The 26,271-nt window shown below is 62.8% G+C and carries 21 protein-coding genes and 1 pseudogene; 9 read left to right on the top strand and 13 right to left on the bottom strand.

The window, feature by feature from the left end:
- The first annotated feature begins 119 nt into the window (after positions 1-119).
- A complete protein-coding gene (locus tag BLIN9172_RS06450) occupies positions 120-713 on the top strand; it encodes a TetR/AcrR family transcriptional regulator (protein WP_101554310.1) in 594 nt (197 codons plus the stop codon).
- 305 nt (positions 714-1,018) lie between these two features.
- On the opposite strand, the gene BLIN9172_RS18480 is transcribed toward BLIN9172_RS06450, so the two are convergent.
- The 7 genes and pseudogenes from BLIN9172_RS18480 to BLIN9172_RS06410 form a co-directional block, all read right to left on the bottom strand.
- Positions 1,019-1,561, bottom strand: coding sequence for a hypothetical protein (locus BLIN9172_RS18480; protein WP_240812139.1), 543 nt, complete (start codon positions 1,559-1,561; stop codon positions 1,019-1,021).
- Positions 1,562-1,582: 21 nt separating this feature from the next.
- Entirely contained in the window at positions 1,583-2,209 is a 627-nt protein-coding gene (locus BLIN9172_RS18475) for a hypothetical protein (RefSeq protein ID WP_240812140.1), read from the bottom strand.
- A gap of 161 nt (positions 2,210-2,370) precedes the next feature.
- Positions 2,371-3,093, bottom strand: coding sequence for a MoaF C-terminal domain-containing protein (locus BLIN9172_RS06440; RefSeq protein ID WP_257904159.1), 723 nt, complete (start codon positions 3,091-3,093; stop codon positions 2,371-2,373).
- A gap of 82 nt (positions 3,094-3,175) precedes the next feature.
- Positions 3,176-4,297: pseudogene (locus BLIN9172_RS18835) on the bottom strand (zinc-dependent alcohol dehydrogenase).
- Positions 4,294-5,613: an MFS transporter gene (locus BLIN9172_RS06425; RefSeq protein WP_101554307.1), complete on the bottom strand. Its 1,320-nt coding sequence runs from the start codon at positions 5,611-5,613 to the stop codon at positions 4,294-4,296. Before BLIN9172_RS06425 ends, BLIN9172_RS18835 begins: the two are co-directional and overlap by 4 nt.
- Positions 5,614-5,767: 154 nt before the next feature.
- The gene (locus tag BLIN9172_RS18460; protein ID WP_240812141.1) at positions 5,768-8,899 is read right to left on the bottom strand and encodes an amino acid permease; all 3,132 of its coding nucleotides are present in this window, start codon (positions 8,897-8,899) and stop codon (positions 5,768-5,770) included.
- Positions 8,896-10,200, bottom strand: coding sequence for an MFS transporter (locus BLIN9172_RS06410; RefSeq protein WP_101554306.1), 1,305 nt, complete (start codon positions 10,198-10,200; stop codon positions 8,896-8,898). The genes BLIN9172_RS18460 and BLIN9172_RS06410 overlap by 4 nt, the downstream gene beginning before the upstream one ends.
- A gap of 281 nt (positions 10,201-10,481) precedes the next feature.
- On the opposite strand from BLIN9172_RS06410, the gene BLIN9172_RS06405 reads away from it, so the two are divergent.
- Positions 10,482-11,300, top strand: coding sequence for an SDR family NAD(P)-dependent oxidoreductase (locus BLIN9172_RS06405; protein WP_101554305.1), 819 nt, complete (start codon positions 10,482-10,484; stop codon positions 11,298-11,300).
- 4 nt (positions 11,301-11,304) lie between these two features.
- On the opposite strand, the gene BLIN9172_RS06400 is transcribed toward BLIN9172_RS06405, so the two are convergent.
- From BLIN9172_RS06400 to BLIN9172_RS06390, 3 genes are all read right to left on the bottom strand, one after another.
- Complete coding sequence (locus BLIN9172_RS06400; protein WP_101554339.1) at positions 11,305-12,279, bottom strand: AraC-like ligand-binding domain-containing protein; 975 nt, start codon at positions 12,277-12,279, stop codon at positions 11,305-11,307.
- Between the two features lie 116 nt (positions 12,280-12,395).
- Positions 12,396-13,661: an aspartate aminotransferase family protein gene (locus BLIN9172_RS06395; RefSeq protein WP_101554304.1), complete on the bottom strand. Its 1,266-nt coding sequence runs from the start codon at positions 13,659-13,661 to the stop codon at positions 12,396-12,398.
- A complete protein-coding gene (locus tag BLIN9172_RS06390) occupies positions 13,658-14,710 on the bottom strand; it encodes a phosphotransferase enzyme family protein (protein ID WP_101554303.1) in 1,053 nt (350 codons plus the stop codon). The genes BLIN9172_RS06395 and BLIN9172_RS06390 overlap by 4 nt, the downstream gene beginning before the upstream one ends.
- Positions 14,711-14,825: 115 nt before the next feature.
- On the opposite strand from BLIN9172_RS06390, the gene BLIN9172_RS06385 reads away from it, so the two are divergent.
- Both BLIN9172_RS06385 and BLIN9172_RS06380 read left to right on the top strand, forming a co-directional pair.
- The gene (locus BLIN9172_RS06385; protein WP_101554302.1) at positions 14,826-15,446 is read left to right on the top strand and encodes a TetR/AcrR family transcriptional regulator; all 621 of its coding nucleotides are present in this window, start codon (positions 14,826-14,828) and stop codon (positions 15,444-15,446) included.
- 135 nt (positions 15,447-15,581) lie between these two features.
- The gene (locus BLIN9172_RS06380; protein WP_101554301.1) at positions 15,582-16,904 is read left to right on the top strand and encodes an NAD(P)/FAD-dependent oxidoreductase; all 1,323 of its coding nucleotides are present in this window, start codon (positions 15,582-15,584) and stop codon (positions 16,902-16,904) included.
- A gap of 69 nt (positions 16,905-16,973) precedes the next feature.
- Here BLIN9172_RS06380 and BLIN9172_RS06375 read toward each other — a convergent pair whose 3' ends face one another.
- The gene (locus BLIN9172_RS06375) at positions 16,974-18,116 is read right to left on the bottom strand and encodes a DmpA family aminopeptidase (protein WP_101554300.1); all 1,143 of its coding nucleotides are present in this window, start codon (positions 18,114-18,116) and stop codon (positions 16,974-16,976) included.
- Positions 18,117-18,277: 161 nt separating this feature from the next.
- Between BLIN9172_RS06375 and BLIN9172_RS06370 the strand changes: the two genes are divergently transcribed.
- From BLIN9172_RS06370 to BLIN9172_RS06360, 3 genes are all read left to right on the top strand, one after another.
- Positions 18,278-19,747: an APC family permease gene (locus BLIN9172_RS06370; protein ID WP_101554299.1), complete on the top strand. Its 1,470-nt coding sequence runs from the start codon at positions 18,278-18,280 to the stop codon at positions 19,745-19,747.
- Positions 19,748-19,787: 40 nt separating this feature from the next.
- On the top strand, positions 19,788-20,402 hold the full coding sequence (locus BLIN9172_RS06365) for a TetR/AcrR family transcriptional regulator (RefSeq protein ID WP_101554298.1): 615 nt from the start codon (positions 19,788-19,790) through the stop codon (positions 20,400-20,402).
- A 519-nt stretch (positions 20,403-20,921) separates the two neighbouring features.
- Entirely contained in the window at positions 20,922-22,337 is a 1,416-nt protein-coding gene (locus BLIN9172_RS06360) for an aldehyde dehydrogenase family protein (RefSeq protein ID WP_101554297.1), read from the top strand.
- Between the two features lie 121 nt (positions 22,338-22,458).
- Here the strand turns inward: BLIN9172_RS06360 and BLIN9172_RS06355 are convergent, their stop codons facing one another.
- The gene (locus BLIN9172_RS06355) at positions 22,459-23,067 is read right to left on the bottom strand and encodes a TetR/AcrR family transcriptional regulator (RefSeq protein WP_101554296.1); all 609 of its coding nucleotides are present in this window, start codon (positions 23,065-23,067) and stop codon (positions 22,459-22,461) included.
- Positions 23,068-23,188: 121 nt separating this feature from the next.
- Here BLIN9172_RS06355 and BLIN9172_RS06350 point away from each other — a divergent pair, with 121 nt between their 5' ends.
- Positions 23,189-24,925: a CocE/NonD family hydrolase gene (locus BLIN9172_RS06350; protein ID WP_101554295.1), complete on the top strand. Its 1,737-nt coding sequence runs from the start codon at positions 23,189-23,191 to the stop codon at positions 24,923-24,925.
- Between the two features lie 32 nt (positions 24,926-24,957).
- Entirely contained in the window at positions 24,958-25,197 is a 240-nt protein-coding gene (locus BLIN9172_RS18830) for a DUF2316 family protein (RefSeq protein WP_101554294.1), read from the top strand.
- Positions 25,198-25,225: 28 nt separating this feature from the next.
- On the opposite strand, the gene BLIN9172_RS06340 is transcribed toward BLIN9172_RS18830, so the two are convergent.
- Positions 25,226-26,128, bottom strand: a complete 903-nt coding sequence (locus tag BLIN9172_RS06340; protein ID WP_101554338.1) for a LysR family transcriptional regulator — start codon at positions 26,126-26,128, stop codon at positions 25,226-25,228.
- Between the last annotated feature and the right edge of the window lie 143 nt (positions 26,129-26,271).

Genomic DNA, 26,271 nt, shown 5'->3' with positions numbered 1-26,271 from the left:
CGACTAGGGTCTGTACCAGTGCGAGCACAGGTTAATCTCCACTTGGTGATTAAAACCATATATGATTATTCCCTGGCTATCTCGACAAATCAAGAGTTCTGTGAAGAAAGGTGCGACCTGTGCCGAAGATCGTAGATCATCAAGAACGGAAAGAGCGCATCGCCGAGGCGGTGGTGCAGGTGATCGCACGTGTCGGCTTCGACCGGCTGACGATGCGCGAACTCGCAGCTGAACTCGGCTATGCGCATGGGGCGGTGGTCCGCTACTTCCCGAATAAGCAGACTCTGCTGACCGCGTCCTTCCTTCATCTGTACAACCAGGCGGACGAGCGGATCCGACGCGTCGTCGAGGGCAGGCGCGGATTCGATGCGCTCGAGGCCATGTGCCGTGAGATCCTTCCTTTCGGTGAGAGTGGGCGGATGGCTGCGCAGGTCGTGCTCCCGTTCTGGGTGCGAGCCTCACAGGACGACGAAATTCTGGCCGTCCACTTCGAGAACAACAATCGGTGGCGCGACCTCATGCGTTTGTGTCTTCTGCAGGCTCGCGATGACGGGGCAATCCGAGAGGACGTCGATATCGACATTGCCGCCGCGGAGCTGGCGGCGCGGAACGCCGGGTGGCAGATGCAGGCGTGTCTCATGGCCGAAGTCACCTCCGACACGGTGATCGAGGCGGCCCTGATGCGCCATATCGAATGCCTCCGGAAGGGGTGAACCGCAGTATCCGCTGCATGCCCTCAGTCGGGGCGCTCGAGCTCCCTTCCGTACTGATGGCTAAGCCGTGGGCGGCTCTGTTCAGGCGATCAATGCGATCGATGTCCATTCGGTGCGGCGCGAGCTCAACTGGGCGATGAGCGCTGCGGGGCCCTGGACCGACGCGCAGGTCCGGGGCCTTTGTCGTGGGGTCCCGAGGGGCCTGTGGCAGTCCGATCGGCAGGTGAAGAAGAGATCCCTGTTGCCTCATTGCAATACCTCCGGGAACACGGATACGTTGCCTTAAATAGGAACCTCCGGATGCGTCACCCGTTGTTCCAGGCCCGATTGACCACGGGCTTGACCGTGTCGGGCTTCTTCGCCACCGACAGGGTCTCGAGGCGGCCGGTGAGATCGAAGATCTGCCTGGACAGGGCTGCGGGTTTGATGCGTTTGAATGCGGCGTTCATGGTGATGATTGGACGTTTGCGCGTCTTCTTGTGCCGGATTGCGCGTTGATGCGGGGTGGCCGGGGCATCGTGTTTCTTGCTCACTTTCGCTCCGCGCCGGGTCTTGGAGATCAGTTTCTGCTGGGGCAGGAGGTAGTTGGTGAAGATCCGGTCGAGTTCCCAGATCTCGTTGAGTAGCTCGAGCTCGGCAGGGGTGTCGTAGCGGAGGTAGCCGACGAGTTCACGGACTCTGGCCCAGTTCTTCTGCTCGATATGAGCACCATCGTTCTTGTTGCCTGACCGGGACCGGGTGAAGGTGATCTCGTGTTCGGTGTAGTAGGCCAGGAGGTGTTCGTTGATGAACTCGGACCCGTTGTCGGAGTCGATGCCGATGATGGGGAAGGGGAAGACGCTCGTCACGTGTTGGAGGGCTTCAAAGACCTATTTCGCGGCCTTGTTCTTCACTGACCGGTTCACGGTCCAGCCGGTGCTGATGTTGGTCACGGTCAGGGTGAAGCAGTATTCGCCGGAGGCGTTTCCGCCTTCGTGGCCGACGAGGTCGATTTCAACGAATCCGGGCACAGCGTCGTCCCATTCAGCCCAGGTGCGGATCGGGATCTGGGACTTCAGCAACGATCCGGGTTTCGTGTGCGAACGTCCTCTGGGCAGCATCTTCTTACGTTCATCGGCGAGTTTCCGGTCGATCGTGGCCGGGCTCATCGCCATGAGCAGTTCGGCTTGGGCATCGGTGATGGCCAGTTCTTTGTCGCGGCGAAGCATGGGCACCAGGGTTGGCAGCATCGCGGCCATGAGTTTGCCAGCGGGTGCCCGCAGGATCGCCCAGCAGGTGATCAGGGCCGGCAGCAGGTCGGGAGTGTAGATCGGGGCCCGACCTGATTTGGGTTTCACAATCTTCGGCACGAGTGCCTGTCGTAGGGCTGTGCGGGCGTAGTCGCGGTGGAAGCCGGTGAGGTCGACGAGTTCGTCGAGGATCCGGGACTTGTCGGCGCGGTTGGCGTTCTTGTAGGCGAGGGCCTTCTTCTTCGTCACGGCTTGTCGTTGCTTCATTGGCAACTCCATGAAAATCAGGCGTACCCGTCATCGAAGCCGATGGTGTGGAGCCACTCCGGTGGCGGAGGTTTTCATGTGAGGCAACGATGTGGGTTACGCGGAGGTTTTCTATGAGTCAACGCGGTTCTCCACGAGGTCTCTGAGTGTCCGCGGCATGATCAGACCGGCTGCACGTCGGGGTAGCGGATCGAACCGAGTGGGTAGACGTGTCCGCTTGCGCGTTTGTGCTCGGACTCTCCTGCCGCGTTGACCCCGAGGAAGATCCCCGTCGTCATCAGGTTGTACCCGAGGTCGTGCAACCACACGGATGCGACGGAGATGCGGAATTCCCGGAAGCAGAAGATGTAGAGACCTTCATCGAGCTTCCACACCGTCGACATGTCCATGTCGCCGTGACCGCGCTGAGCTCCCTGCAGGTTCTGCCAAGCATAGCGTTCGGTCGACATGTAGACATGTTCGTACAGATGGTTCGGGCTGCAGCGGTAGATGTTGCGCATCCCGATGAGGTCACGGGATTTGGCCGGGGTCGGTCCGACCTGGTTGAGGCCGTCGACGGTTGCCGCGTTGAAGCGCTGCCTGACCTGTGGCTCACCCTCGGCTTTCTCTGCGGCGATCGCGGAGTTGACCACGATGGCGCGGCCGGTGCGCTCCGACCAGGTGATGGTGACCGCTTCACCGGCTGTGCTGGTGAGAGGAAGGTTGAGGAACCACGCTCCCTCACGGATTCGGACCGCATCGTAGGGATCGGTGGCCTGGTCTCGATCGCCCCACTTTCCCGATGCTGACCATGACACGCGCTCGGCACCGAAGGACAGTGAGATCGTGCTCCCTTCGTCCAGATTGAAGGTGATATCCCGACCCTCGAGGGAAGCTGCGGGCAGTCGCTAGGTGTCGATGCCCGCGGAGAACTCGTCGTAGCTCCTCCATTCCTCGGCGTCTGGGCGTGAGTTGCTGTTGGCGATTTCAACCATATGATCCTCCTGTAGTGGTGTTGATGACTGCTTTCAGTACTCCTTGCTCACGGTCACGGACGTGGCTGAGGGCAAGGGGGGGGGGGGGACGTCGGCGAAGTCGTAGTGGTGGGTGATGAGTTCTTCGAAATGAAGTTCTGATGAGCTGAGCAACTCGATAGCGGGTTCGAACCCGCCTGCGGACAGGAACGAACCGTGGATGTCGATCTCGTTCAACAGGGAGGATGTCCTCGTCCTGATGGAACGTGATCGGAACTCTGGATCCGCATGCGCCTGCCAAAACGACGACGCCCCCGCGCCGCGCAAGATGCACCGATTCCTCCTGCGCCGAGGCTTGGCCGGCGGTTTCGATGACGACGTCTGCTCCCTTCGGCAGGAGTTCTCGAACAGCGGTAGGAACGGCATTGTGGTGAACATTGATGATGGCGTCGGCTCCGAACCGGGTGGCGATGGCCAGCCGAGCCTCTCGGGTGCCCGTCACCACTACTGTGCCGGCACCACGAGCCCGAACCGCCGCGACGGTCAATAGGCCGATCGGCCCAGGACCGATGATGGCGACGGAGTCACCCGGGTCGACCCCGGCTCGATCGACAGCACGGAAGGCGACGGCGAGGGGTTCGACAAGTGAGGCCCGGTCCCGCGAAAGACTATCGGGAACTCGATGTACGAGGGCCTCTTGAGGGACAAAGACATATTCGGAGTAGCCGCCCCAGAGACCGGGCGAGGTGTGGGCCGGGATGTTGATTCCATACTGCCGCCCGACGGCGGCCACCGATCTGTCGTCGAGTTCGCACAGGTTGTAACGCCCGCGTCGACACTGATCACAGGCATGGCACGGCAGTAGCATCTCGACAGCCATACGGTCTGCTACCCGCAGACCTCTCCGTCGGGCACCCGCGGATCCTATTTAGGCGATCTCTCCGACGAGCTCATGTCCGGGGATCAGGGGATAGGTGACCCCGAGGTTGCCATCGATCAGGTGGAGATCGGTCGCGCACACCCCGACCCTGTGCACCTTGACCAGCAGATCGTCCGGACCGAGTCCCGGACGGTGCCGTTGCACCAGACGTATTCGGCCGGGCTCGGGGATCTCATACGCAGACACGGTTCTCATCGGAGCGCTCCTTCCGGTTGATGATCGTGCCGTCGTGCGACGCGCGGCGATGTCTCACGGAGGAAGAAAGCCAACCCGAACACAACGAGTGAGGCCGCACAGCACATGAGGAACGTGGCATCGAGGCCAGCGTTGTCTGCGATGACGCCGCAGATCGCCGGCGCGATGAACCCGCCGCCGATCTCCCCAACTCCCATGATGAGCCCGAGGATCGAGCCGACGATGCGCGGAGATACTGTTTCGGCGGGAATCGTCGCCATATACAGCGCGAAGCAGCCCATGCCGGTGTAGGTCAGGATCACTGTGGCGAACAGCCAGCCGGGCGAGTCGACCCAGATGATGGCCAGCGGGGCCAGAGTCGCGATGAATGCAAAGATGATGATCGTGGTTCTTCGGCCTAGCCGGTCGGAGAAGGCGGGAACGAATGCACCCCACAGCACCCAGCCCAGCCCGATTCCGCTGAGCACCAGCTGGATTTGGCCGGCGTCGAACCCTTTCACCTCTGCAAGGTAGACAGGAGCGAACGTCTGCGTGGTGATGAACCAGGTGATGAAGAAGACCGCGAGGACGACGCAGAGGATGACGTTGCGGTTGCGCAGGGCCGCACCGAATGTAGCGGGTCGTTCCTCGATCGGGATCGAACTGGTCGGAGCCGCGATGTGCTCCTCGCCGGGAGCTGCTGTGGCCTCGGCTGTGGTCTTCAGCCGGAGTTCTTTGACCAAGAACAGGATGAGCAAGGTGATGATCAGCCCGGGAACGATCGTGAAGAGGAACGCGCTGCGCCATCCCCATGCCTCGGCCATGGACACGGTGACGATCGGTCCGACGACGCCGCCCAGGAGCCCATCGGAGGAACCCTGGACCAGACCCATGTTCAGGCCCCGGCGCTTCTCGGAGGACGAATACAGCACAAGCGTCTGGGAGATCGGCAGCACGCCTCCCTCGGCGATTCCCATCATTGCACGCACCAACAACAGCGAGGCGATGCCGCCCACCAGGCCCGAGAGTGCCGAAAAGCAGGAGAATGCCAGGACCATGATCACCAGCAGGGGCTTGCGTCGATCGAGTTTATCCGACAGCACTCCGATGAAGAGGCCGGACAGAGCCCACGTCAGCGCGGGAATGCCGCCGAGGAGGCCGAGCATAGTGTTGTTGATGCCCAGTTCGTCTTTGAAGAACGGGCTGAGATAATCCAGTGCCAGCCGGTCGAAGAACACGAAGCCGAACGCGGCGAAGAGGATTGCCACCAGCACGTTCTGATACGCACCGCCCCGTGGCGGCGGCGCGGTTTTGCCATCCCTGATCTGATCAGTCATCGTTGACTCCTTCGTCATCACAACCTGTTGACATTGACCAGACTAAGGAAGTCCAATGGCCTCTCGACGTGCAACTTCGGACACACACCTGGCATTTTCGGCCCAAAGAAGGCCGACCCCTGCCCGAGCAGGGGTCGGCCGCCGCGAACGCTGTCTACCGTGTGAAGACCCTTCGTCCGGCAAACCAGGTCGCCTCGATGCCAACGCCGGCGAGATCGTGTGGATCCGTGACGAAGGGGTCGCGATCGGCAACGATGAAGTCTGCGGATTTGCCCACGGACAGCGAGCCGCATTCGTCGTCAAGGCCCATCGACACTGCACCTGAGAGTGTGAAGACTTCGATCGCCTCGGCGAGGGAAATCGCCTGTTCGGCCCACAGCGTCCCCGGGTAGCGGCCACTGGGATCCTGGCGAGTGACCAGACCCTCGATGCCCTCCCACGGGTTCGGGGACGGCGAGACCGGCCAGTCGGAGCCACCGGCCACCGTGACACCGGCGTCGATCTGGGTACGCACCGGCTGCATGCGGGAGGCGCGATCGGCCGGCAGCACCTGCTTGATCGCTTCGGAGATGGGCCCGGGAGTCCAAATGAAGGGTGAAATGTCGGCATCGACGCCCAGGGCCGCCATCCGCGCGATATCGCTATCAAGGACGAACTGACCGTGCGCCACCTGATAACGAGTGCCCGTGACGCCTTCGGCGCGCAGGACTTCGACGGCATTGATCACGGCGTTGACCGAGGCATCGCCGGTGCAGTGGATCTTCGCCGAGAGCCCGGCTGTCGCCGCCCGCCGCAGCCAATCGAGCAGCAGCGCGGGATCCAGCAGCGTCTGACCGCAGTGGTGGTCGGCATGGAGGCCGTCGGACAGATAGGGCTCGATGAACGCCCCGGTCTGTGTCGGTGGGACCCCGTCGAGGAAGATCTTGACGAAGTCGGGCCGATGATGTCGGCTGCGATACTGCTCGCCGTCGAAGATGAGGTCGTTTCCGATGGCGTCGAAGCCGAAGATTTCGTCGTTCACGAGCATCGAGGACACGACCCAGGCATCGAGCTGCCCCTCCGCGTCGAGGGAGGACAAGGCGCGCATGATCTGTGTCGAGACGCCGGCGTCCTGGAACGCCGTGATCCCGAACGCATGAAGCTCGTCGATGCCGCGGCGCGAGGCCGCACGCTCTTGGTCGGCGGTGAGCGCACTAGCTTCCGTCTGCAGCGCCGCGACCGGCAGCCCGGCCGCTTCGAAGAGCACTCCGGTGGCGCTGTCGGTGATCCCGGCCAGCGTCATCGCCGCCGTGTTCGCCCACCGATTGTGGTGGGCGTCGTCGGTGAGCACTACCGGGTGGCCACCGGAGGCGGAGTCCAACTGCGCCAGTGCTTCGGGCGCGTTGATGGACTCCAGGGCATCCGAGGCCCAGGGGGAGCCGGCGATCCAGGCCCCGGGGGCCACCGCGCCGGAGGTCACATGCGCGGCGACCGTGGCGATGATTTCGGCGACATCGGCGCCGAGCGGCAGTCTCAGCTCGAAGAGTTCCTCTTTGCCGGAGACGAAGTGGTGGTTGTGCACGTCGACGAAACCGGGCATGACGAAGGCATCGCCTAAGTCGATGACCGCCGTGTCGTCACGGGTGTGGGCGAGCACCTCGGCGTCGTTGCCGATCGCGGTGATCCTGCCGTCCTCGACGACGAAGCCGCGGGCACTGGGCAGGGTGGAGTCGACGGTGTGGATGCGACCGTTGTGGAAGATCTGATGCATGGGTGATTCTCCTTGGGAAGCAGTGGAAGAGACAGTGCAGGAACCGGTGATCGCTGGGGCCGTGTCCTGTACGTGGCCGGGGTCGAGTTGCCCGTGACCGGGCACGACCTGTTCGAGGTCATCGGCCAGGCCGGCATAGACTTTCGGTCGATTGGCCTTGAGCCACGCCCCGTAGATCAGCCCACCGAAGGCCGTGACGGCCAGCAGCCACGGCAGCAGGCGGATGGCCATGGCATCGGATCCGGCGACGATGTCGAAATTGGCGATGGCCATGACGACGATTGTGCCGAGAAGGAGGAAGCTGATCAGCGGCGCGAGGAGTGTGGACAGGAGCTTCGGAGACCTGGTCCGTCGGAAATGGACGAGGATCGACAGGGCGGCCAGGGCTTGCAGGACGATGATCGACAGGGTGCCGAAGCCGAGCATCGGCGGCACGATCGCTTCCAACGGACTCGCGCCGGTGAGCATGAACACGAGTGCGACGAGGGCAGCGAAACCTGCCTGCACGAGACCGGCGACGACCGGTGTGCCATTCGATCCGGTGCGAGCCAGCGCATGGGGCAGGATCCGGGCCCGTCCGAGCGAGTACAGGTAGCGGGTGGCGGAGTTGTGGAAGGCGAGCATGGCGGCGAAGAGGCTGATGAGTAACAGGATGAGCATGATCGTCAGAAACGTCGTCCCCACGTACTGCTCAGCGAGGCTGAAGAGCAGATCTCCGGCCGCCAGATGGTCGAGAGCCACTCCCTGCGTCTGGGCGACGCCGATGGCTGACACGACCGCCCAGGTGGTCAGGCCGAGGACCAGCCCGATCGCGATGATCGCGGAATAGGTGGCCCGGGGAATTGTCTTCAGTGGCTGCTTGGCTTCCTCACCGAAGAGTGCGGTGGCTTCGAACCCGAGGAACCCGGTGGCGGCGATGAGCAGTCCGATGGGGAAGGACCCGGAGAAGACGGCCGCGGGACTGAACGCCTCGAGGGCGAAACCGGTCTGCACGAGCACTGCGACGTCGAAGACGACGAGGAGGGCGACCTCGAGCACGAGCGCGATGCCGAGGATCTTCGATGAGAAGTCGACGCCGCGTCGGGCCAGAAAGAAGGAAACGAGGATCGAGGCCAGACCCCAGACGTACCAGTGCACGTCGAGACCGGTGAGGTCGGCGATGATGGTCTGCATGAAGAAGCCGCTGGTGCCGATCGTGCCGACGACGAAGAAGTTGTAGCCGATGGTCGCAATGAGTCCGGCGATGAGCCCGCCCGTGCGGCCCAGGCCCTTGACGACGAAGGCGTAGAAGCCGCCGGCATTGACGAGCTCCCGGCTCATCTGCGCGTAGCCGACGGAGAAGATGAGCAGGATGATCGCCATAAGGAAGAATGAAGCCGCTGCTCCACCGCCATTGCCCAGGGCCATCGCCAGGCCGGCGACCACGACGATTCCGGTCAGCGGCGCCACGGCCGCCAGGACCAGGAACACGATTCCGGCCGTTCCAAGGGCATTCTTCTTCAGTGCGCTCGAGACGACTGGGCTGCTGCTCGTCATGACAGGTCCTTTTCTGCGGTGGTGGCATCGGCGGTGACAGTCGTCGACCGGAACGAAGTTTCGGCGGCCGGGCCGGTAACACGGGTGAGAAGTGCGGCACCGGCCATGGCGACGACCAAGACGACGAAGGCGGTGATCAGCAGTGCAGTGAATCCGCCGGGGCCGGCGATGAGGGCACCGGAGACGATCGGGCCCAGGGCGAACCCGCCGCCGATCATCAGGTTGACGGTGTTCATGGTCTGAGGTCCGCCGCCCAGGGCGGACACTGATCCGATGAGGTAGGGCAGGACGAAGGTCCATCCGAACTTGAATAGGATTGCCGCCACAGCGAAGCGGAGCAGAGCGGGCCCGCCCAGAAGAACCAGCAGCGAAACGGCTAGGACGACGAAGCCGATGAGCAGGTAGAGCCTGCGACGGGGGCTCGAGCCCAGGACCGTTGCCAACAGCGCCGAGGCGATGCCGGCGACGGTTGCGACCATGAGCACGAGGGAGGTGGCGTTCTCTGAGTTGCCGGCCGCCGTCGACAGCTGTCCCATGAAGGTCCATACACCGGATAAGGCGATGTAGAAGAGCAGGATGGAGATGAGCCCGGCCACGAAGTTCGGGATCTTCGAGCGTTCTAGTGTCGAGTGCCCGATGCTCATACGGGCGGGCTGGTCAGCCTTCGCTGCCCCGGTGCCGACCTCCTCGGCAGTTCGTGCCGAGGCATCGGGTCCGGTCAACGAGACGCCGCGCAGCATGGGCACGAAGAACAGGCACACCACGGCCAGACCTGCCAGAGTCCAGTACATCGCGGAGACATCCGCATCGGCATAGATGGCGGGGAATACAGCGAGGATGAGTGCGCCCATGATCAGCTGGCAGACGACGAAGAGTCCGAACGCCCGCCCCGGATTCTCAGCCTTCGGGCCCAGGGCCAGGAGAACGACGGTGATCGAACCGGCCGCTAGTGAGGTGATGATTCGAACGATGAGGAGGACTTCGAAACTCGAGACAAATCCCGACGCGAAGTTGCCGAGGATGACGATCGCGGTGCAGAAGCCGACCGAGTGCACCAAGGGCACGCGGCTGAGCCAGAGGTAAGCCGGCAGGGTGGCCAGGCTGAAGGCGCCGAGCTCGCAGGAGAACAGCAAACCGATCTGACTCGCGTCGAGCCCGAATTTCGCCGTCAGCGGGAAGGCGATGACCGGAGCGACGAGGAGAACTGTGTAAAGAACTGCGGAGAACACTGCCGTGAGGACGTAGATCCTGCGTGAGAGAGCGTCTCCGGACAGAGTGGGCGGTGCTGAGGTGCCGCGCATGATTCGTGACCTTTCAACGGTGAATGGTGCTGACAGAGGTGCAGAAGGCGCCTCGGCGCGGCTCGGTAACTGTGCCGGATGGAGCCTCCGCGAACTTGCCCTTCAGCCTAATTCGTCTCCCCTGGACAGGTGTTGTCCCTGCGTGCACAGTTATGCGCTGAGAGTGTTGGAAGATCTGGCCCCCCGGCGCATCGGGCCGATGCGGGTGACAATGAAAGCGCACACTCACACCCGCTGCGGTCCCCGGACCGGCGGGCCCACTCATCGTCGAGAGGAATCCGATGACAGCACCCGATACCGCCGACCATCGCCCGCGCGTCGTCGTCATCACCGGAGGCGGCACGGGCATCGGCGCCGCCGCCGCCGCCCGGTACGCAGCAGACGGCGATGCGGTCGTGATTCTCGGACGCCGGCTCGCACCGCTGCAGGAGGTGGCGGAGGCCACCGGTGCCCATCCGATCGTCGCCGATTCCTCGGATCGTCTGTCCAGCGAGGCGGCCATCGCCGAGGTGGTTCAGCGGTTCGGACACCTCGACGTCCTCGTCGCCAATGCTGGTGGGCACGGGTTCGCAGCTGCTGCAGAGACCGATGACGAAGCCTGGGTGCAGTCCTTCGACGGCAACGTCACCACGGCCTTCACCATCGCGCGTGCGGCACTGCTGCACCTGGAGGCCAGCGGTGGCCAGATCGTCATGGTCTCCTCATTGGCGGGACTGTTCGCCGGGCCCTCCGTGGTCGGGTACACCGTGGGAAAGCACGCGCTCATCGGCTTGACGAAGTCGCTGGCACGCGACTATTCGCCTCGCGGAGTCCGTGTGAATGCGGTGTGTCCCGGGTGGGTTCGCACTCCCATGGCGGATGGGGAAATGGACGAATTCGCCTCCCACGCCGCCCATATCGATGATCGCGAAGCGGCATACGCCGAGATCACGAAGGACGTGCCCCTGCAACGGGCGGCCGAACCGACGGAGATTGCCTCGGTGATTCGCTTCCTCGGCTCCCAGGAGTCCTCGTACATCACCGGCGCCACAATCGTCGCCGATGGTGGCGCCCATATCGTCGACCTGCCCACACTGGGCTTCGAACACGCGGGAATGTGACTGCTCAGCCGGCCATCGTTTGACGCAGCTGACTGGCGGAGATTGCGAACCTGGCTCTGAAGACCCGGCTGAAATGAGCGGGATCGCAGAAGCCGCAGTCGGCGGCGATAGAGGCGATAGTGCGCCCCGCCAGCGCCGGATCGAGCAGGTCCGAACGGCTCCGTTCCAGACGCTTGTCCCTGATCAGCGCGGAGACCGTGGTGTCGGTGTCTGCGAACAGGTCGTGCACATGCCTGGTCGATATGAAATGGGCCGCGGCTATCGACCCGGGTGTCAGGTCATCTGCCAGGTTGGCATCGATGTGGCGATAGATCTTCTCCAGCTGCATCTGCCTCGGGTCCTGCACTCCGGAATCGACGCCCAGGACGGTCGACAGCAGAGCCTCGAGCAGATCGAGTCCGCTCTGGGCGACCTGTCCCCGGGTATGCAGAGGCAGAGAGGTGATCGTCGCCGGCACCTGCGCGAGCATGCTCGTGACCATCGATCCCAGGGCACTGTCGCCGCCCAGTGACACCGCCGTGAGCTGTTCGACGATCGATGCCTGCAGATTCAGACGGTCCTTGGGGAACATCATGACCAGATTGGACACGACGTCGTCGAACATCAGCGAGTAGGGTCGGGACGTGTCGTAGAGCGCCAGGTCACCGGGGCGGATGAGCACCTCCTTGCCGTCCTGGACGATGACCCCGCTGCCGGAGAGCAGCATATTGAGTTTGAAATAGCCGCTGCCTCCCGCCGCGATGGTCGTCGGCGTCCGCTCGACCAGGTGCGGCTGGGTCGTCAGCTTGGTGAAGACCGCCTTGTCTGCGCTTGAGGTGCTGACCTGAGCTGCGAACGGTCTGTCCGAGGCTCCGGTGACCGTGAGGGGAACGAAGGAACGGGAGACGATATCGCGGAACTCGGGGATTGACCCGGCCCGTGCACTCGTGTCCCGGGGCCCGGCCGAAGGCGGACGAGCCGGGGTGGTCGTTGTCGACATCATGCCTCCTTGCGCATCTTCATCGATCTCTCTCGGCAGTCCCAGTATGCGCCAACGTGCCTCTGATTGTCTGTCCCTGACCACAGGCTGGACGGGACACAGTGCTGCGCGTCGGCTCAGACCGCGACTTCTCTCAGTGATTCTTCGAGGGCGCCCAGCAGCAGCGGCAGCTCATCGGGTCCGAACGCCAATGGGGGCCGGACCTTGAGGACACTGTCATGGCGTCCGATGCGCGAGATGATGACATGTTTGGATTTCATCGCCTCGACGACTTGTCTGGTCAGTTCCGGAGCAGGCTTGCCGTCAACGGCGAAGTCGAGGCCGAGGAACATGCCGGCGCCCTTGGCCGTGCGCAGGAAGTCGTGATCGGCCACGAAGTCGTCGAAGCAAGTCAGAGCCTTCTCGCCCAGACGGTGTGCCTGACCCATGAGGTCCTTCTCCGCCATCTCGTCGAGCACCGCCTGGCCGACGGCCGCGGAGACCGGATTGCCGGCGAAGGTGTTGAAGTACTCGTTGTACGGACCGAATTCGTCCATCACCCTCGCCGAGGTGATCACGGCGGACATGGGGTGGCCGTTGCCCATCGGCTTGCCCAAGGTGGCGAGGTCGGGGGACAGACCGACACGCTGGTAGCCCCACATATGTGTGCCGGTGCGCCCGAATCCGGATTGGACTTCGTCGGCGATGACGAGACCGCCGGCGGTCCGGATCCGTTCGGCGATGCCTGTGACGAGGCCTTCGGGCAGTCGGGGCATGCCTTCGGTGGAGAACAGCCAGTCGAAGAGGCATGCCGATACTCCGAATCCGGCTTCCTGCAGCGAGGCGATCGCGGTGTCGAGTTCGGCCAAGGTGGCGGCGAGGACCTCCGCTTCCGGGCGCGTATCGGTGTCGAGATCGGGAATGCGCAGTGTGCGCACGTGTGGGGCGAGGCCTTCGCGGGTCTTGAGGCCCGTGGTCATCTGGGCCAAGGAGATCGTGGTGCCGTGGTAGCTGAAGTCGGAGACGATTAGCCCGGTCGCCTCAGTGAGCTGACGGCTGATGCGCAGGGCCAGTTCATTGGCCTCGGAACCGGAGTTGCCGAAGAACACACGATCGAGCCCGTCATCGAAGGTGGCCAGAAGAGTCTCGGAGTAGTCGATGATTCGGGAGTTGAGGTAGCGAGTGTGCACGTTGAGGGTGCGGGCCTGTTCACACAGGGCAGTGACGACTCGTTCATTGCAGTGACCGACATGGGGGACGTTGTTGTAGCCGTCGAGGTACTTGTGACCATGGATGTCGGTGAACCACACACCCTGGGCGGAGACGAGTTCGAGCGGTTCGTCGTAGAACAGCGGCGAATAGGGGCCGATGGTGTTGTTGCGGCGGGTGATGAGGTCGTTCATGTGGTGGCTCCTGCGTTCTTCTGCGCGGTGATGAGTGAGGATGCGAGCTCGACGAGGTGGGGTAGGACCTCGTGGACATGGAACTCGGCGGCGGGTTCGCCTCGACGGTCGGCTGCCCAGCCGAGGTAGGTCAGCCCCCGGGCGACGAGGAGGGCGGGGAAGACAGCGAAGTCGGCCGGTTCGAGGCGGCGGTGTTGCTGGTAACCGGTCAGCAGTGCCTCCTGGTATTCCTTCCCGCGCGGGTGCCGGAGGAAGAAGTACAGGGCGGTGGCGAGGTCGAACAGATGCCAACCCGAGGCGAAGTCATCGAAATCGATGAGCACGAGCCCGGCCTCGGTGCGCAAGACGTTCTCCGGAGTCAGGTCGGCATGAATGGGCCCATAGCGGTGGGGGCTGTGACCGTACTCGTCGAGACTGGTCCGGATGACCTCGATCGCGGACGCGAGTGTACTCAGAGCGTCGGCGTTGTCAGCGGAGTGCAGTTCAGCCACCCGCAGGGGTGCTCCCCACAGCGCGTCCTCACCGACGAGCCCCTCGCCATTCCAGCGGGGATGCGAATCGTTGACGGCGAATCCTGAATCGATGGTGGCCTGGTGGACCTGGGCGATGAGTTCGCCGAGGTGGTGGAAATCGTCCGGAGTGTGATTCGCGGTGCCGTGGAAAGCCGAATGCTCGTCACCGAAGTTCCCGTCGTTGGCGATGTAGGCCTGGAGGTCGACCTGATGCACCCCGGCGGGGTGGGCGTGGCCGACGTGCACGAAATTCTGGGTCTTGGTGACCGGAATGAACCGCGGTACGGGAACGCCGAGCCGTTCGAGGCTGCGGACGAATTCGAGTTCCCGGTCGAGTTCTTCATCGGTGTGGTAGCCCTGCCGGTGGACCCGGAGTACGTAGTGGTCGCCGAGGTGATTGAGCGCGAACACACTGTTCTCGCGATGCTTGAGCAGCGTCAATGAGGTGTCTGCCGGAAGCTCGAAGGCCGGCAGTGCCTCACGAGCCAGGTCTTCAGCCGCTGACGTTTCTGTGGCCAGCTCGTCGTTGTTCGACATCGTTGTCCCTTCTGTGCGGAGCCTGCTTGAACAAAACTATACTCTCAGTACAGAAAGTGTATCCACTATTCAAATATTTTGCCTGTGCGGCCCTCGGCTATGAGATGATCGACGGGTGAGCAGCCAGACCGAGACTCCGCAGCCGGCACGCAGCCTGCGTGAGCGGCGCAAGGAGCAGACGCAGGCGGAACTGGTGGCCGGAGTGCTCGACGTGATCGATTCCCTCGGTTTTGAGAAACTGACGATCGAGAGGATCTCCCGGGCTGCGGGAGTCTCTCGAGGCACCGTCTACGCGCACTTCCCGGGAGGGCTGACGGAGCTGGTCAGCGCCGCATACGCTCAGATCGGCTGTCTGATCGTCGAGACGACCACCGCCCATATCGAGGCGGCCGACACCTGGTGCGATGAACTCATCGCACACGCCAGAGCCATGTTCGACTTCGCGGCGAACTCTCGCAGCGGTCACTTCTACAATGTCTCGGGTCCGGCCTTCATCGCGACCGGCGAGGCCCGGGGGATCGGCTCCGGGACGAGCCTGATGATGATCGCCGACACCCTCGATCGCGCACAGGAGCAAGGACGACTGCGGCTCCAGATCGCCCCGGACGCCCTTGCCATTCTGCTCGTCGGGGCCATCCGTGAAGCCGCGACCGAGGTGGCCGGCGGTGCTGCCGACCCGGGGCAGGAAATCGCTGCATTCGCGGCGCTGGTCTCCGGTCTGGCGAAAGTCGCCTGAACGTCGTTTCGTTCTGTCGCTGGTTTCTGCGCGTTCTCGGCCAATGATCGTGCACGCGTGCGCAAGTCGAGCACTCCTATGATGGGGGAAGATGAAAAGGACAGCGACCATACGCACACAAGGAGTTCCTCGGGTATGTCAAAGAAGATTCTGATCATCGGTGCCGGGTTCTCCGGACTCATCGCCGCCCGCGAGCTGCAGACCGCTGGTGTCGACGTCGAGATCTTCGAGGCTCGCGATCGGATCGGCGGCCGCGCCTGGACCGAGGAGCGCATGGGCCGTCCGCTCGAGCTCGGAGCGACCTGGGTGCATTGGATGCAGCCCTTCGTCTGGGCGGAGATCGCCCGCTATGGGCAGGAGATCTACCCCAGCCCCGAGTATGACGGTGCCTATTGGATCACCGATGGTGCGCCGGTCGCCGGTGCCAAGGAGCGGATGAACGAACTCCTCGAACGTCCCCAAGAGAAGATCTTCGAAGGATCGAAGGACTTCTTCCCCTACCCGCACGACCCGCTGTACGTCCTCAGCGACCGGTACCAGGGCCCCGCCGAGGTCGTCGACCGGTTCAAAGCCGCCGACAAGGGTGGGGTGCTCGATGTTCTGCAAAACGGTGACTTCAGTCAGGAGGAGATCGATCTCTGCGATGCCTACTGGTCCGCCGCCTACCAGGGCAACCTGGAGACCGCCTCACCCCTGATGGCCAAGCATTGGGCATCGCTGTCCGATCATCGCCTGTCTCTGCTCGATGAGCAGACACTGGAGTTCAAGCTCACGGATGGAATGCGCGGACTCTATGAGTCGATCGCCGCGGACCTCAGGTGTCCCATTCACCTCTCGACGCCGGTGACGACAGTCGAGCACGAGGGTGGGGCGCGGATCACGCTGGCCGATGGGACCACCGTCGACGGCGATGCCGTCATCGTCACGACCCCGGTCGGTGCGATCAACACGATCGACTTCCTGCCGGAGTTGCCCGCACCCATGCGGCGCATCGCAGACGAGAAGACGAACAGCAAGGGCTGTAAGATCTGGATCAAGATCGACGGCCACCATTCGTTCCTGGCATCGGCACCGACGGGTAGCCCGCTGTCGATGATCAAGAGCGAATACTTCCTCGATGACAACACCACCATCATGGTTGGATTCGGTACAGATGCTTCGCAGCTCGATCTTCGGAACACGGAGCAGGTGCAGGAGATCATGAATCGGTGGCGAGACGACATCACCGTCCTCGACTGCGATGGCCACGACTGGACGAACGACCGGTGGAGCGGACAGACCTGGGCGACCGTGAAGTCGGGGCAGTTCGTCGACGGCTGGTCGAATTTCCACGACACCACGACGCGGATGCACTTCGCCGGTGCCGACTATGCCAAAGGCTGGAACGGCGTCTGTATCGACGGTGCCATCGAAACCGGAATCACCACCGCCCGCAGGGTGCTGAAAGAGCTCAGCTGAAACGCACCGCGCCTGCCAGGATCAGAGCCTGCCCCGGACCAGCACTGGTCCGGGGTAGGCTCGTCTCGTTTACTGGAAGGCCGTCGTGATTTCGTCGTGTGGGAGAGCGAAGCTCATATGTCCCTCGCGGCCCTGCATGTCCTTGGCAGCAACCAGAGCGTTGACGACGGATTCCTCCGTGGCCTGCACAACAGCCTCGTACAACGGATCGATCTGTCCCCAAGCGAGGTAATCGTGAGATTCAATGACAGGCCCCTGCCCGGACATGGTCGAGTGAAGACCGCCTTCGTTGGCAGTTGAGAAGCACAGGAAGATGTCTCCAGAGAAGTGGCTGCCGGTCGTACCGGTTCGTGCCAGCCCCAGGGGGACTCGACGAGCCAGCGCTTCACACTGGGCGGGAAGGAGTGGAGCGTCGGTGGCGATGATGACGATAACGCTGCCGGCGCCCGGGACGGCTCGCGCTCCTGTCAGCTCTGCCTCGAACCAATTGGTCGTCTCCATCGGGTTGGGTGCCAGCGAATCGCGCCCCAGACGGTGACCGGAGAGTGTAAGTTCTTTCCTCGCTCCGAAATTCGCCTGCACGAAGGCTCCCACGGTGTATGCAGTCGTACCGTAATCGACGATCCTTGATGAGGATCCGGAGCCGCCCTTGAACCCATAGCAGTTCATCCCGGTGCCACCACCTACATTGCCTTCAGCCACGGGCCCGGACGAGGCAGCGTCCAAAGCAGCGACTGCGTGCTCGGGGCGGACGGTCTCGGCATTGATCGAGTTGAGGTAGCCATCCCAGGTCTCACCGACAACAGGCAGCATCCAGGCTGCCGCCGATGCCGGAAAATTTGCGGCCATCCATCGATCGACTCCTGAGTGCGCCGCTCCGACGGCGTGGGAATTGGTGATGACGATGGGGGTTTGAAGCTGTCCCGATTCCTCGATCCATGAGCGTCCGCTCAGCTCACCATTGCCGTTGAGGACGGAGATTCCGGCAGCGCTCGGGAGAGCGGCTTTGGACTTCCCCCGCGGAAGAATGGCGGTCACCCCGGTTCGAGTGACCACCGGGTCGTTGGCGACGAGGGTTGTGGTACCCACCTCGAGTCCCGGCACGTCGGTGATCGCATTCCACCTCCCGGGGTTCCCGTCGAAGGTTACCGAAAGGTCACGGGCGCGAACAGCTGCCGGTTCGCCTGAGGAATCGTCATCGATATTGAACATTGTTTAATCCTAACGTCCGTGTATACACTATTGAAATAGGGTATTAATCGCCTGTACTTGAACAATGTTCACATGAAGTCATGCAGCAGCGGTCACTTGGGATTGCGACCGTGCGACTCGTACAGTCGACAACGCAGACAAACGTAGACAAAGGAGTCTCCATGTTCTCACTGACGACGAAAGCCCAACGCTCGCAGGACACGACCTTGGCTGCGGGCAAACTCGGCACCTGGGACATCGTGTTCTTTGTGATCTCAGCAGCGGCGCCTCTGACAGTCATTGTCAGTGGGGCGATCACTTCGTTTCGTATGGGTGGGATCGGTGCGCCCGGAGCCATCGTCTTCTGTGCGATGATCCTCATCTTCTTCGCACTCGGTTTCACCGCGATGTCGAAGAGCGTGAAGAACGCGGGGGCGTTCTATGCCTATGTGTCGCGCGGTCTTGGCAAGCCGTGGGGGATCGGCGTCTCCTCGGTCACGGTCTTCGCCTACGTGTCGCTGGTCATCTCGTTTTACGGCTTCATCGGCTTCTTCGCCCAATTCACCGCCGTCGAGCTCTTTGGCCTCGATCTTCCGTGGGGCGTGTGGTCCCTTCTGGCAGTCGCGACCGTCGCATTCCTCGGCTACCGCAAGATCGACGTGGGGGCAAAGGTCCTTGCGGTGCTCCTGACCTGCGAGGTGGCGATTCTGCTGATTTTAGCCGTCTGCACCCTTGCCGACGGCGGTCCTGAACCCTGGAGTCTGGCATCCTTCGATCCTGCCAATGTCTTCTTCGCGCCGGCAGCGGGAACGCTCTTCGTCATGGGCTTCGGTGCGTATCTCGGTTTCGAGAGCACAGCCATCTATGCCGAGGAAGCCAAGGACTCGGAGAAGACCGTCCCACGGGCAACGATCGTTGCCGTGGCGTTCCTCGGCATCTTCTACGGGTTCACTTTCTGGGTTCTCACAGTGACGTTCGGGGTCGAAGGCGTCGTCGAACTGGCCCGCAGCGATTCGTTCGAAACGATGGTCATCACTGGTACCGGCGAGGTGGCCGGTGCGTGGGCCGCCTTCGTGATGAAGATCCTTATCGTCACGAGCTTCTTCGCTTGTGTCCTGTCGTTCCACAATGCCTGCACTCGATACCTGTTCGCGCTGGGCAGGGAAGGGCTTCTGCCTCGCGGACTCGGCCGTTCCAGCCTGAAGCACGGGGCTCCGGCCGTCGCGAGCCTGACCCTCAGCGGTTTCTCTGCTGTCGGTGTCATCATCGCCATTGTCATCGGTGCCGACCCCTTCCTCGGCTTGGCACTGTGGACCTACGCCACCGGTGTCCAAGGCCTGGTGTTCGCCCAAGCGGTCACCTCTGTGGCGGTGGTGTGGTACTTTCTGCGTGATAGGCGCGGGCACAGTTGTCTGCGGGTCACCATCGCCCCGATCCTCGGCGCACTCGGGCTCATCATCGGCTACCTCCTCATCGCCACCAACTTCGAGGTGGTGACGGGGCTGAACGGTCCGATCAATAAGATTCTGCTGGTGCCCACACCGGTGCTGTTCATCAGCGGCATCGTCACGGCTCTGATCATCCGAGCGAAGAGTCCCCGGTATTACGAGAGCCTCAATCAGCCGCGGCCCGGGCTCGGGGGACGCGAGTGAGAAGCCCTGAACGCCTGCACGCTCGCATACACTTGCGGCTATGAGCTCCGCCAGTCAACGCCGTCTCGAGCGTCAGACCAAGATCGTCCGCGCATATTGGCGAGTGGCAAATCTGCATCCCGGCAGAAATGTCAATATCCGGACCGTTGCCGGTGAAGCCGACATGAGCCCTGCAAACGTCCTGCACTACTTCGGCACGCTGAAGGATCTGCAGTTCGTCGCCATCAATGGTGTGATGCATGAGTTCGGGGAGAAGCGCCAAGCGATCCTGGATCGGCCGGTCAGCGCCTCCGAACGACTCTGGGCGATGATCGAGGCTGGCGTACCGGACGTCATCAGCACCGAATTGCGCCACGTCTACGAAAGCGTGTCGATCCTTGCCGAACATCCCGAATTCCTGTATGCGCACCGTTCTCTGACGGAGCGCCAGATCATGCTCTATCGGACTCTGGTGGAGATCGGATCCGGTACGGAAGAGTTCATCCTGGCGTCTCCGCCGAGTAGGATCGCTCGGAATCTGGTGGCCCTCGAGGATGCCTACGACCTCTATCCTCTGGTCGGCGACACGACCTCCCGCGAAGAGTGTCGAGCCTCGGTGCGCAGCTACGCAGAACTCGCCCTCGGCGTGACTGCACCCCAAGGAGAGCCTGGGTGAGGTCCACGGTCGACTGCCTCGAGTCAGTTCCACATCTCCTTGAAACACCGCGTAGAGGATCATTGTCAACGGGAAGGAAGTCGGTCGTCGGCGAGAGAGATCCGCCGTCGTTGGGTCAAGAGAAGCTTTCGTGGTCTCTCTGGACCGCTGTAGCGCCAGGTTCCCGACGCCACTATCGGAGCGCGCTGAGCGATCCCACTCGTCTCTCTCACTTCACCTTCCGTCATGTCGGCGGGCGGTCGACGTAGTACCTCTGTCAGCCGGAGTTGGGGCGAGGGCTGCGATTTGCCTGCTTTCAGATCACGCCTGCGCCGACAATCAATGTCTCTGCTCTCAGGGCCAAGACACAGGGCACTCCATGAGAGAACCTGAAGACACAGTCAATCTCTGGGTGAATCACATGGATGTGAATCTCTGCATCAACGGGGGACCGACCGGAGCGAACCTCGGCTACTCCCGACATATTGACACCGCTGCCAACTTCGAGACCAATCGTTTCACCCCGTAAATAGGAGAATCATGAACACCGACCTCACCACTTTCGCAGGACTGCTGTCGACCATCGAGGACCCCAACGGCCGCGAACTGCTCGACCCCGCCACCGGCGAGGTCGTCGGTCGTACCCGTGAAGGCAGCGTTGCCGATATCGACACCGCAGTTGCTGCCGCGGGCAAGGTCCAGGCGGACTGGGCCGCACGGACATCGCAGGAGCGCAGCGAACTGCTGAACCAGGCTGCCGACGCCGTCGAAGCCTCCGCCGAGGCGCTGGCCGAACTGCTCTCGAGGGAGCAGGGCAAGCCGCTCAACGGCCCCAACGCCCGCTTCGAGGTCGGCGCCTGTGCCGCGTGGCTGCGGGCCAATGCCGCCTTCGAGCTCGAGCCCGAAGTCCTCGTCGATGACGGGGAGACCCACGCCGAACTCCACTACGGACCTGTCGGCGTCGTCGGTGCCGTGGGGCCCTGGAACTGGCCGATGATGATTTCCGTGTGGCAGTTCGCGCCCTCGCTGAAGATGGGCAACACCGTCGTCCTCAAGCCCTCCGAATACACTCCGTTGTCCGTCCAGGCGCTCGTGGCAGTGGTCAATCAGGCACTGCCGGCCGATGTGCTCTCCGTCGTTCCCGGCGACGGATCCGTCGGTGCGGCGCTGACGGAGCATACGCAAGTCGACAAGATCATGTTCACCGGGTCGACGAAGACCGGGCAGGCCATCATGCGCTCGGCCGCGGACAACCTCGCACGCTTGACGCTCGAGCTCGGCGGCAACGATGCGGGCATCGTGCTCGAGGATGCCGATCCGGAGGCGATCGCTGGTGACCTGTTCTGGGGTGCGTTCATCAACACCGGTCAGACCTGTGCGGCGATGAAGCGCCTCTACGTGCCTGAATCCCTCTACGATCAGGTCTGCGATGCCCTCGCCGAGGTGGCTTCCCAGTCACCGATGGGCGTGGGATTGGACGAGAACAACGTTCTCGGACCGCTGCAGAACAAGCAGCAGTACGACATCGTCGCCAAACTCGTCCAGGCGGCCAAAGACGGGGGAGCCCGTGTGCTCATGGGCGGCGATCCGGTTGCTGACCAGCCCGGCTACTTCTACCCGACGACGCTGGTCGCCGACATCGACAACGACAACCCGCTGGTCGCCGAGGAGCAGTTCGGTCCGGTGCTGCCGATCATCAGATACACGGATCTGGAGCAGGCCATCGGCTGGGCGAACGAACTCGAAGTCGGGCTCGGGTCCTCGGTGTGGGGCAGCGACCTCGAGGAGTGCAAGAAGGTCGCGACTCGCCTGGAGGCGGGTTCGACGTGGATCAACAAACACGGTGCCGTGGATCCGCGCATTCCGTTCGGCGGGGTGAAGAAGTCCGGGTTCGGACTCGAGTTCGGCCTCGAGGGCCTCAAGCACGTCAGCGTTCCGCATGTGATCAGCTGGTGATAACGGCTCCCCTCACCCGGCTCGTCCCTTAACCCTCTCCGCTCCGCGAGGTACACGCTCAACCTCCCCGACGTCACTGATCCCGCCCGGCGGCGGGGAGGTTGAGTGACGCCGGGGAGGTTTAGTCGCTAACCAGTATCCTCTGTATCGCCGGCGCAGCGATTGCGACGATGTCGTCAACGTCGGCTTCGGCGAGAGTGGGTACACCGATGACGGACCTGCCGGTGATGATACCGACGAGCATCGACGACGCCAGCGCTGCCCGCAGTGCGGCACCGTCGTCGGCGCGATCCGCGGTGCCCTCCAGCAACCGGGACTGGATGAAGTCAGCCAGCTGCTTGCTGGCATTCTCATTGACGATGGCACCGCGCAGCATCGCCATCAGCGGCTGCGATTCCTCGGGTGCGGACTCCCAGGCGCGTAGGAATGCCCGAACGACTCGTTCGCCGAGGCGCTCATCGGGTCCTTCGAAGGCTGTATCGAATCGCTCCAGCGCGGATTGTGGGACGGCCATCACCGCGGCGAAGAGCTCCTCCTTCGAACGATAGAACTGCATCACCTGAGAAGCATCGACCCCTGCATCGGCGGCGACGAGGCGGATCGTCGTATCGGTGAAACCGTTGTCGGCGAATCTGGCTCGCGCGGCATCGAGGACCACCCGGCGGGTGTTTCCGGATCCAGGACGCCTGCCGCGCTTGGACGTGGATGAGGATTCGCTTTCCTTGGTCATAGAACCAATATATCTCCCAGGAAAACTGAACTCAACGCGTGTTGAGTTTAGGGCTGATCGGACGTAGGCTCTCAGCTAGACGCGAAACCTGTTGTGGGTTCGTGGAGAGAAGGAGTTCACCATGAGCGATGATCAGAAGACATACATTCCATCCAACCCGCTGCCAGAGGCCAGAACCGGTGTACTCACCGCATTCGATCCCGGCACGCGAGTTCTCGAAGCCGGGTTCCGAATTGCACCGCAGTTCCGAGAACTGCCGGTCGACATCATCTTCGAGAAGGACACGCCCGTCCAGCTGCGCGACGGCACCACCGTCCATGTCGACGTCTTCCGCCCCACAGGTACGGAGAAAGTACCGGTCATCGTGGCATGGAGTCCCTACGGCAAAGCCCAGGGCACCTCGGCGAGTGTGATGGGCGTCTTCGGTATGGTCGGACTCGATAACGGAGTCGTCTCCGGGCTCGAGAAGTTCGAGGGGCCGGACCCGGCCTACTGGTGTGCACGTGGGTATGCGATCGCCAATCCCGATATCCGCGGTGTCGTTGACTCCGACGGTGACAGCGTTCTCTGGGACCGGCAGGAAGGTCGCGACTGCTTCGACGTCATCGAATGGCTGGCCGTCCAGGACTGGTGCTCGGGGAAGGTCGGCATGAGCGGAACTTCGTACCTTGCTGTCTCGCAGTGGTTCACCGCGGCCGAGCAGCCACCCCACCTGGCAGCCATCAACCCCTGGGAAGGTGTCAGCGACGTCTACCGTGACCTCGTGCTGCGCGGCGGCATGCCCGACACCGGATTCACCCGCCAGCTGCAAGAGGGCAGCTTCTTCGGCAAGAACAACAAGGAAGACGTTCTCACCGAAGCCGAAGAACACCCGCTGATGACGCAATTGTGGGAGAACAAGATCCCGGACTTCGGCTCAATCGCCGTTCCTGCCTACGTCGTGGCCAGCTACTCCAACACTCTCCACACAGCGGGCACTTTCCGTGCGTGGCGGCGGATGGCTTCGGAGCAGAAGTGGCTGCGCATCCACAACAGCCAGGAATGGCCCGACTACTACGAGGAGTCGAACGTCGAGGACTTGCGAGGCTTCTTCGACCGCTTCCTCAAGGGTGACGACAACGGCTGGGACAAGACGCCGCGCGTGCGGTACTCGACGCTCGATCTCGAAGGCGGCGACAAGACCGCGATCCCTGCCGCGCAGTTCCCTCCGGCGGAGGCTGTCGCGACGAAGTTCTACCTCGAAGCGAACTCACGGACTCTGACGACAACCGCACCGACCGCCTCGGCGGAGGCGGGCTACGACGTCGATGCGAACCCGGCCGCGGTCTCGTTCATCACCACATTCGAGGACGAAACCGTCCTCGTCGGCTATCCGAAGGCCCACCTGTGGGTCGAAGCACGCGGTGCCGACGACATGGACCTGTTCGTCCTCGTGCAGAAGCTTGATGTGAATGGAACACCGTTGCAGGCCTTCACCGTGCCGAACCATAATGCGCAGATCCACGATGTCACCGACCACGGTGCCTCGATCCTGCGCTACAAGGGCTCCGACGGTCGTCTCCGCGTCTCAATGCGCCACCTCGACGAGTCACTCTCGACCGATGACGTTCCCGCTCACAGCTTCGACCGAGTCGAGAAGCTGGCAGCGGGTCAGGTCGTCGATATCGAGATGGACCTGCTGCCCATCGGTCTGACTTTCCACCCTGGCGAATCTCTGCGATTCATCGTCAACTCCGGTAATCTCCTGGGCACGATGATGCCCGGAATCCACGAGTACGTCGGAGCGAACAGCGGGCTGCACGTCGTTCACACGGGTGGAAAGCATGCTTCCTATCTCCAGTTGCCCGTGCTTGGTTGACCTGCAGTCGGTGCTGACGAAAGAAGTCGCGTATGTCCCTGAATCGGATTGAAATGCGACCTACCGCCGCGGAACTTCAGTCCAACTTCGACCGGCCGGGCCTGTCCCTCGCCGAGGCGGCCGCTGACCTGACCATGAATGAAGCGCACCTGACAGCTCTGCTGGGTATGAGGGTCGTGGGCCCAGCTGAGGTCTGGCTCGTTCCGGACTACTTCGAACAGGCTGTGAGGGATGTGGGGAAGGAACCCGTACCCTTCAGCATCCTCACCTAGAGCAACAGACCTGCAGCGCAGCAGTGGTTCACACTGCGGCAGGTACCGCCTCAGGCAGGATCTCCTGCATGATCTCGACGACTCGGGTCAGGGCCTTCGAAGGATTGTTGCGGCGCCAGCCGAGTGCCAGGGTGAACGCGTCTCCACCCTCGGCGAGCCGAACATAGGTGACTCCGTCGATGCGGATATGGTTCGAGGACTCGACGACGATCGAGATCCCGACCTGAGCGCCGACGAGTGCGAGCAGACTGTACGGGTCCGGTGCCTCCTGCGCGATGCGCGGGAGGAAGCCGGCCTGGTCGGCCAGCCGCATCATCGCCTCTCGCACCTGCGAACCATGTGAGGGCGCATAGGTGATGAACGGCTGCTCTTCCAGGTCCGCCATGGACACAGAGTCCCGACCGGCGAGTTCGTGGCCGGTGGGAACCGCGACCATGACCCTCTCCTGCCGGATGACGTGGACGGCGATGCCTGCCGGCGCCGGGGGTGAGACCACGGCCAGGTCCGCGACCCCGTCGCGCAGCGCGAGAGCGGCTTCTCCGCAGTACATCTGAGGATGCAGCTCAAGTTCGATTCCTGGTTGTCGCTCGGCCACTTCTCGTGCGAGCAGTGACAGGATCGAATAGCCGCTCGTGCCGCCGAAGCCGATGCGCACTCGCCCAACGATTCCTTCCTGCGCCGAACGGGCGATTCGACGGGCTCCCTCGACCTGATCCCGGATCGTGTGAGCCGGTTCGAGCAGGGCTTCGCCCGAGGGGGTGAGCCTGACTCGCCGGGTGGTCCGCTCGAATAGGCGCGCATCAAGCTCTGCCTCGAGTGAGCGGATCATCTGGCTGAGGGCCGGCTGGGCGATGTGGAGCTTCTCAGCAGCACGCCCGAAGTGGAGCTCTTGTGCCACGGCGATGAAGGCTGAGAAATGGCGCAGATCCATCTCGATCACTTTCCACTGATAATAAAAACGCATCAATATGTTCGATATTATCTCTTGGACTCTGGGTAATCCAGATGGCAGTGTTGGAATCGCGGCAGCCACGGACGACATCCGCAGCGCCCGATCACCTCTGACCCGACAAC

This window comes from Brevibacterium linens ATCC 9172 (assembly GCF_900169165.1).
Lineage (GTDB): Bacteria > Actinomycetota > Actinomycetes > Actinomycetales > Brevibacteriaceae > Brevibacterium > Brevibacterium linens.
This window is presented reverse-complemented; position numbering and strand designations above follow the sequence as displayed.

Coding starts and splice junctions, on each gene's coding strand:
- BLIN9172_RS18475 (WP_240812140.1), bottom strand. CDS start 2,209: ATGAAGCAACGACAAGCCGTGACGAAGAAGAAGGCCCTCGCCTACAAG.
- BLIN9172_RS06425 (WP_101554307.1), bottom strand. CDS start 5,613: ATGACTGATCAGATCAGGGATGGCAAAACCGCGCCGCCGCCACGGGGC.
- BLIN9172_RS18460 (WP_240812141.1), bottom strand. CDS start 8,899: ATGACGAGCAGCAGCCCAGTCGTCTCGAGCGCACTGAAGAAGAATGCC.
- BLIN9172_RS06410 (WP_101554306.1), bottom strand. CDS start 10,200: ATGCGCGGCACCTCAGCACCGCCCACTCTGTCCGGAGACGCTCTCTCA.
- BLIN9172_RS06405 (WP_101554305.1), top strand. CDS start 10,482: ATGACAGCACCCGATACCGCCGACCATCGCCCGCGCGTCGTCGTCATC.
- BLIN9172_RS06400 (WP_101554339.1), bottom strand. CDS start 12,279: ATGTCGACAACGACCACCCCGGCTCGTCCGCCTTCGGCCGGGCCCCGG.
- BLIN9172_RS06395 (WP_101554304.1), bottom strand. CDS start 13,661: ATGAACGACCTCATCACCCGCCGCAACAACACCATCGGCCCCTATTCG.
- BLIN9172_RS06390 (WP_101554303.1), bottom strand. CDS start 14,710: ATGTCGAACAACGACGAGCTGGCCACAGAAACGTCAGCGGCTGAAGAC.
- BLIN9172_RS06380 (WP_101554301.1), top strand. CDS start 15,582: ATGTCAAAGAAGATTCTGATCATCGGTGCCGGGTTCTCCGGACTCATC.
- BLIN9172_RS06375 (WP_101554300.1), bottom strand. CDS start 18,116: ATGTTCAATATCGATGACGATTCCTCAGGCGAACCGGCAGCTGTTCGC.
- BLIN9172_RS06370 (WP_101554299.1), top strand. CDS start 18,278: ATGTTCTCACTGACGACGAAAGCCCAACGCTCGCAGGACACGACCTTG.
- BLIN9172_RS06365 (WP_101554298.1), top strand. CDS start 19,788: ATGAGCTCCGCCAGTCAACGCCGTCTCGAGCGTCAGACCAAGATCGTC.
- BLIN9172_RS06360 (WP_101554297.1), top strand. CDS start 20,922: ATGAACACCGACCTCACCACTTTCGCAGGACTGCTGTCGACCATCGAG.
- BLIN9172_RS06355 (WP_101554296.1), bottom strand. CDS start 23,067: ATGACCAAGGAAAGCGAATCCTCATCCACGTCCAAGCGCGGCAGGCGT.
- BLIN9172_RS06350 (WP_101554295.1), top strand. CDS start 23,189: ATGAGCGATGATCAGAAGACATACATTCCATCCAACCCGCTGCCAGAG.
- BLIN9172_RS18830 (WP_101554294.1), top strand. CDS start 24,958: ATGTCCCTGAATCGGATTGAAATGCGACCTACCGCCGCGGAACTTCAG.
- BLIN9172_RS06340 (WP_101554338.1), bottom strand. CDS start 26,128: ATGGATCTGCGCCATTTCTCAGCCTTCATCGCCGTGGCACAAGAGCTC.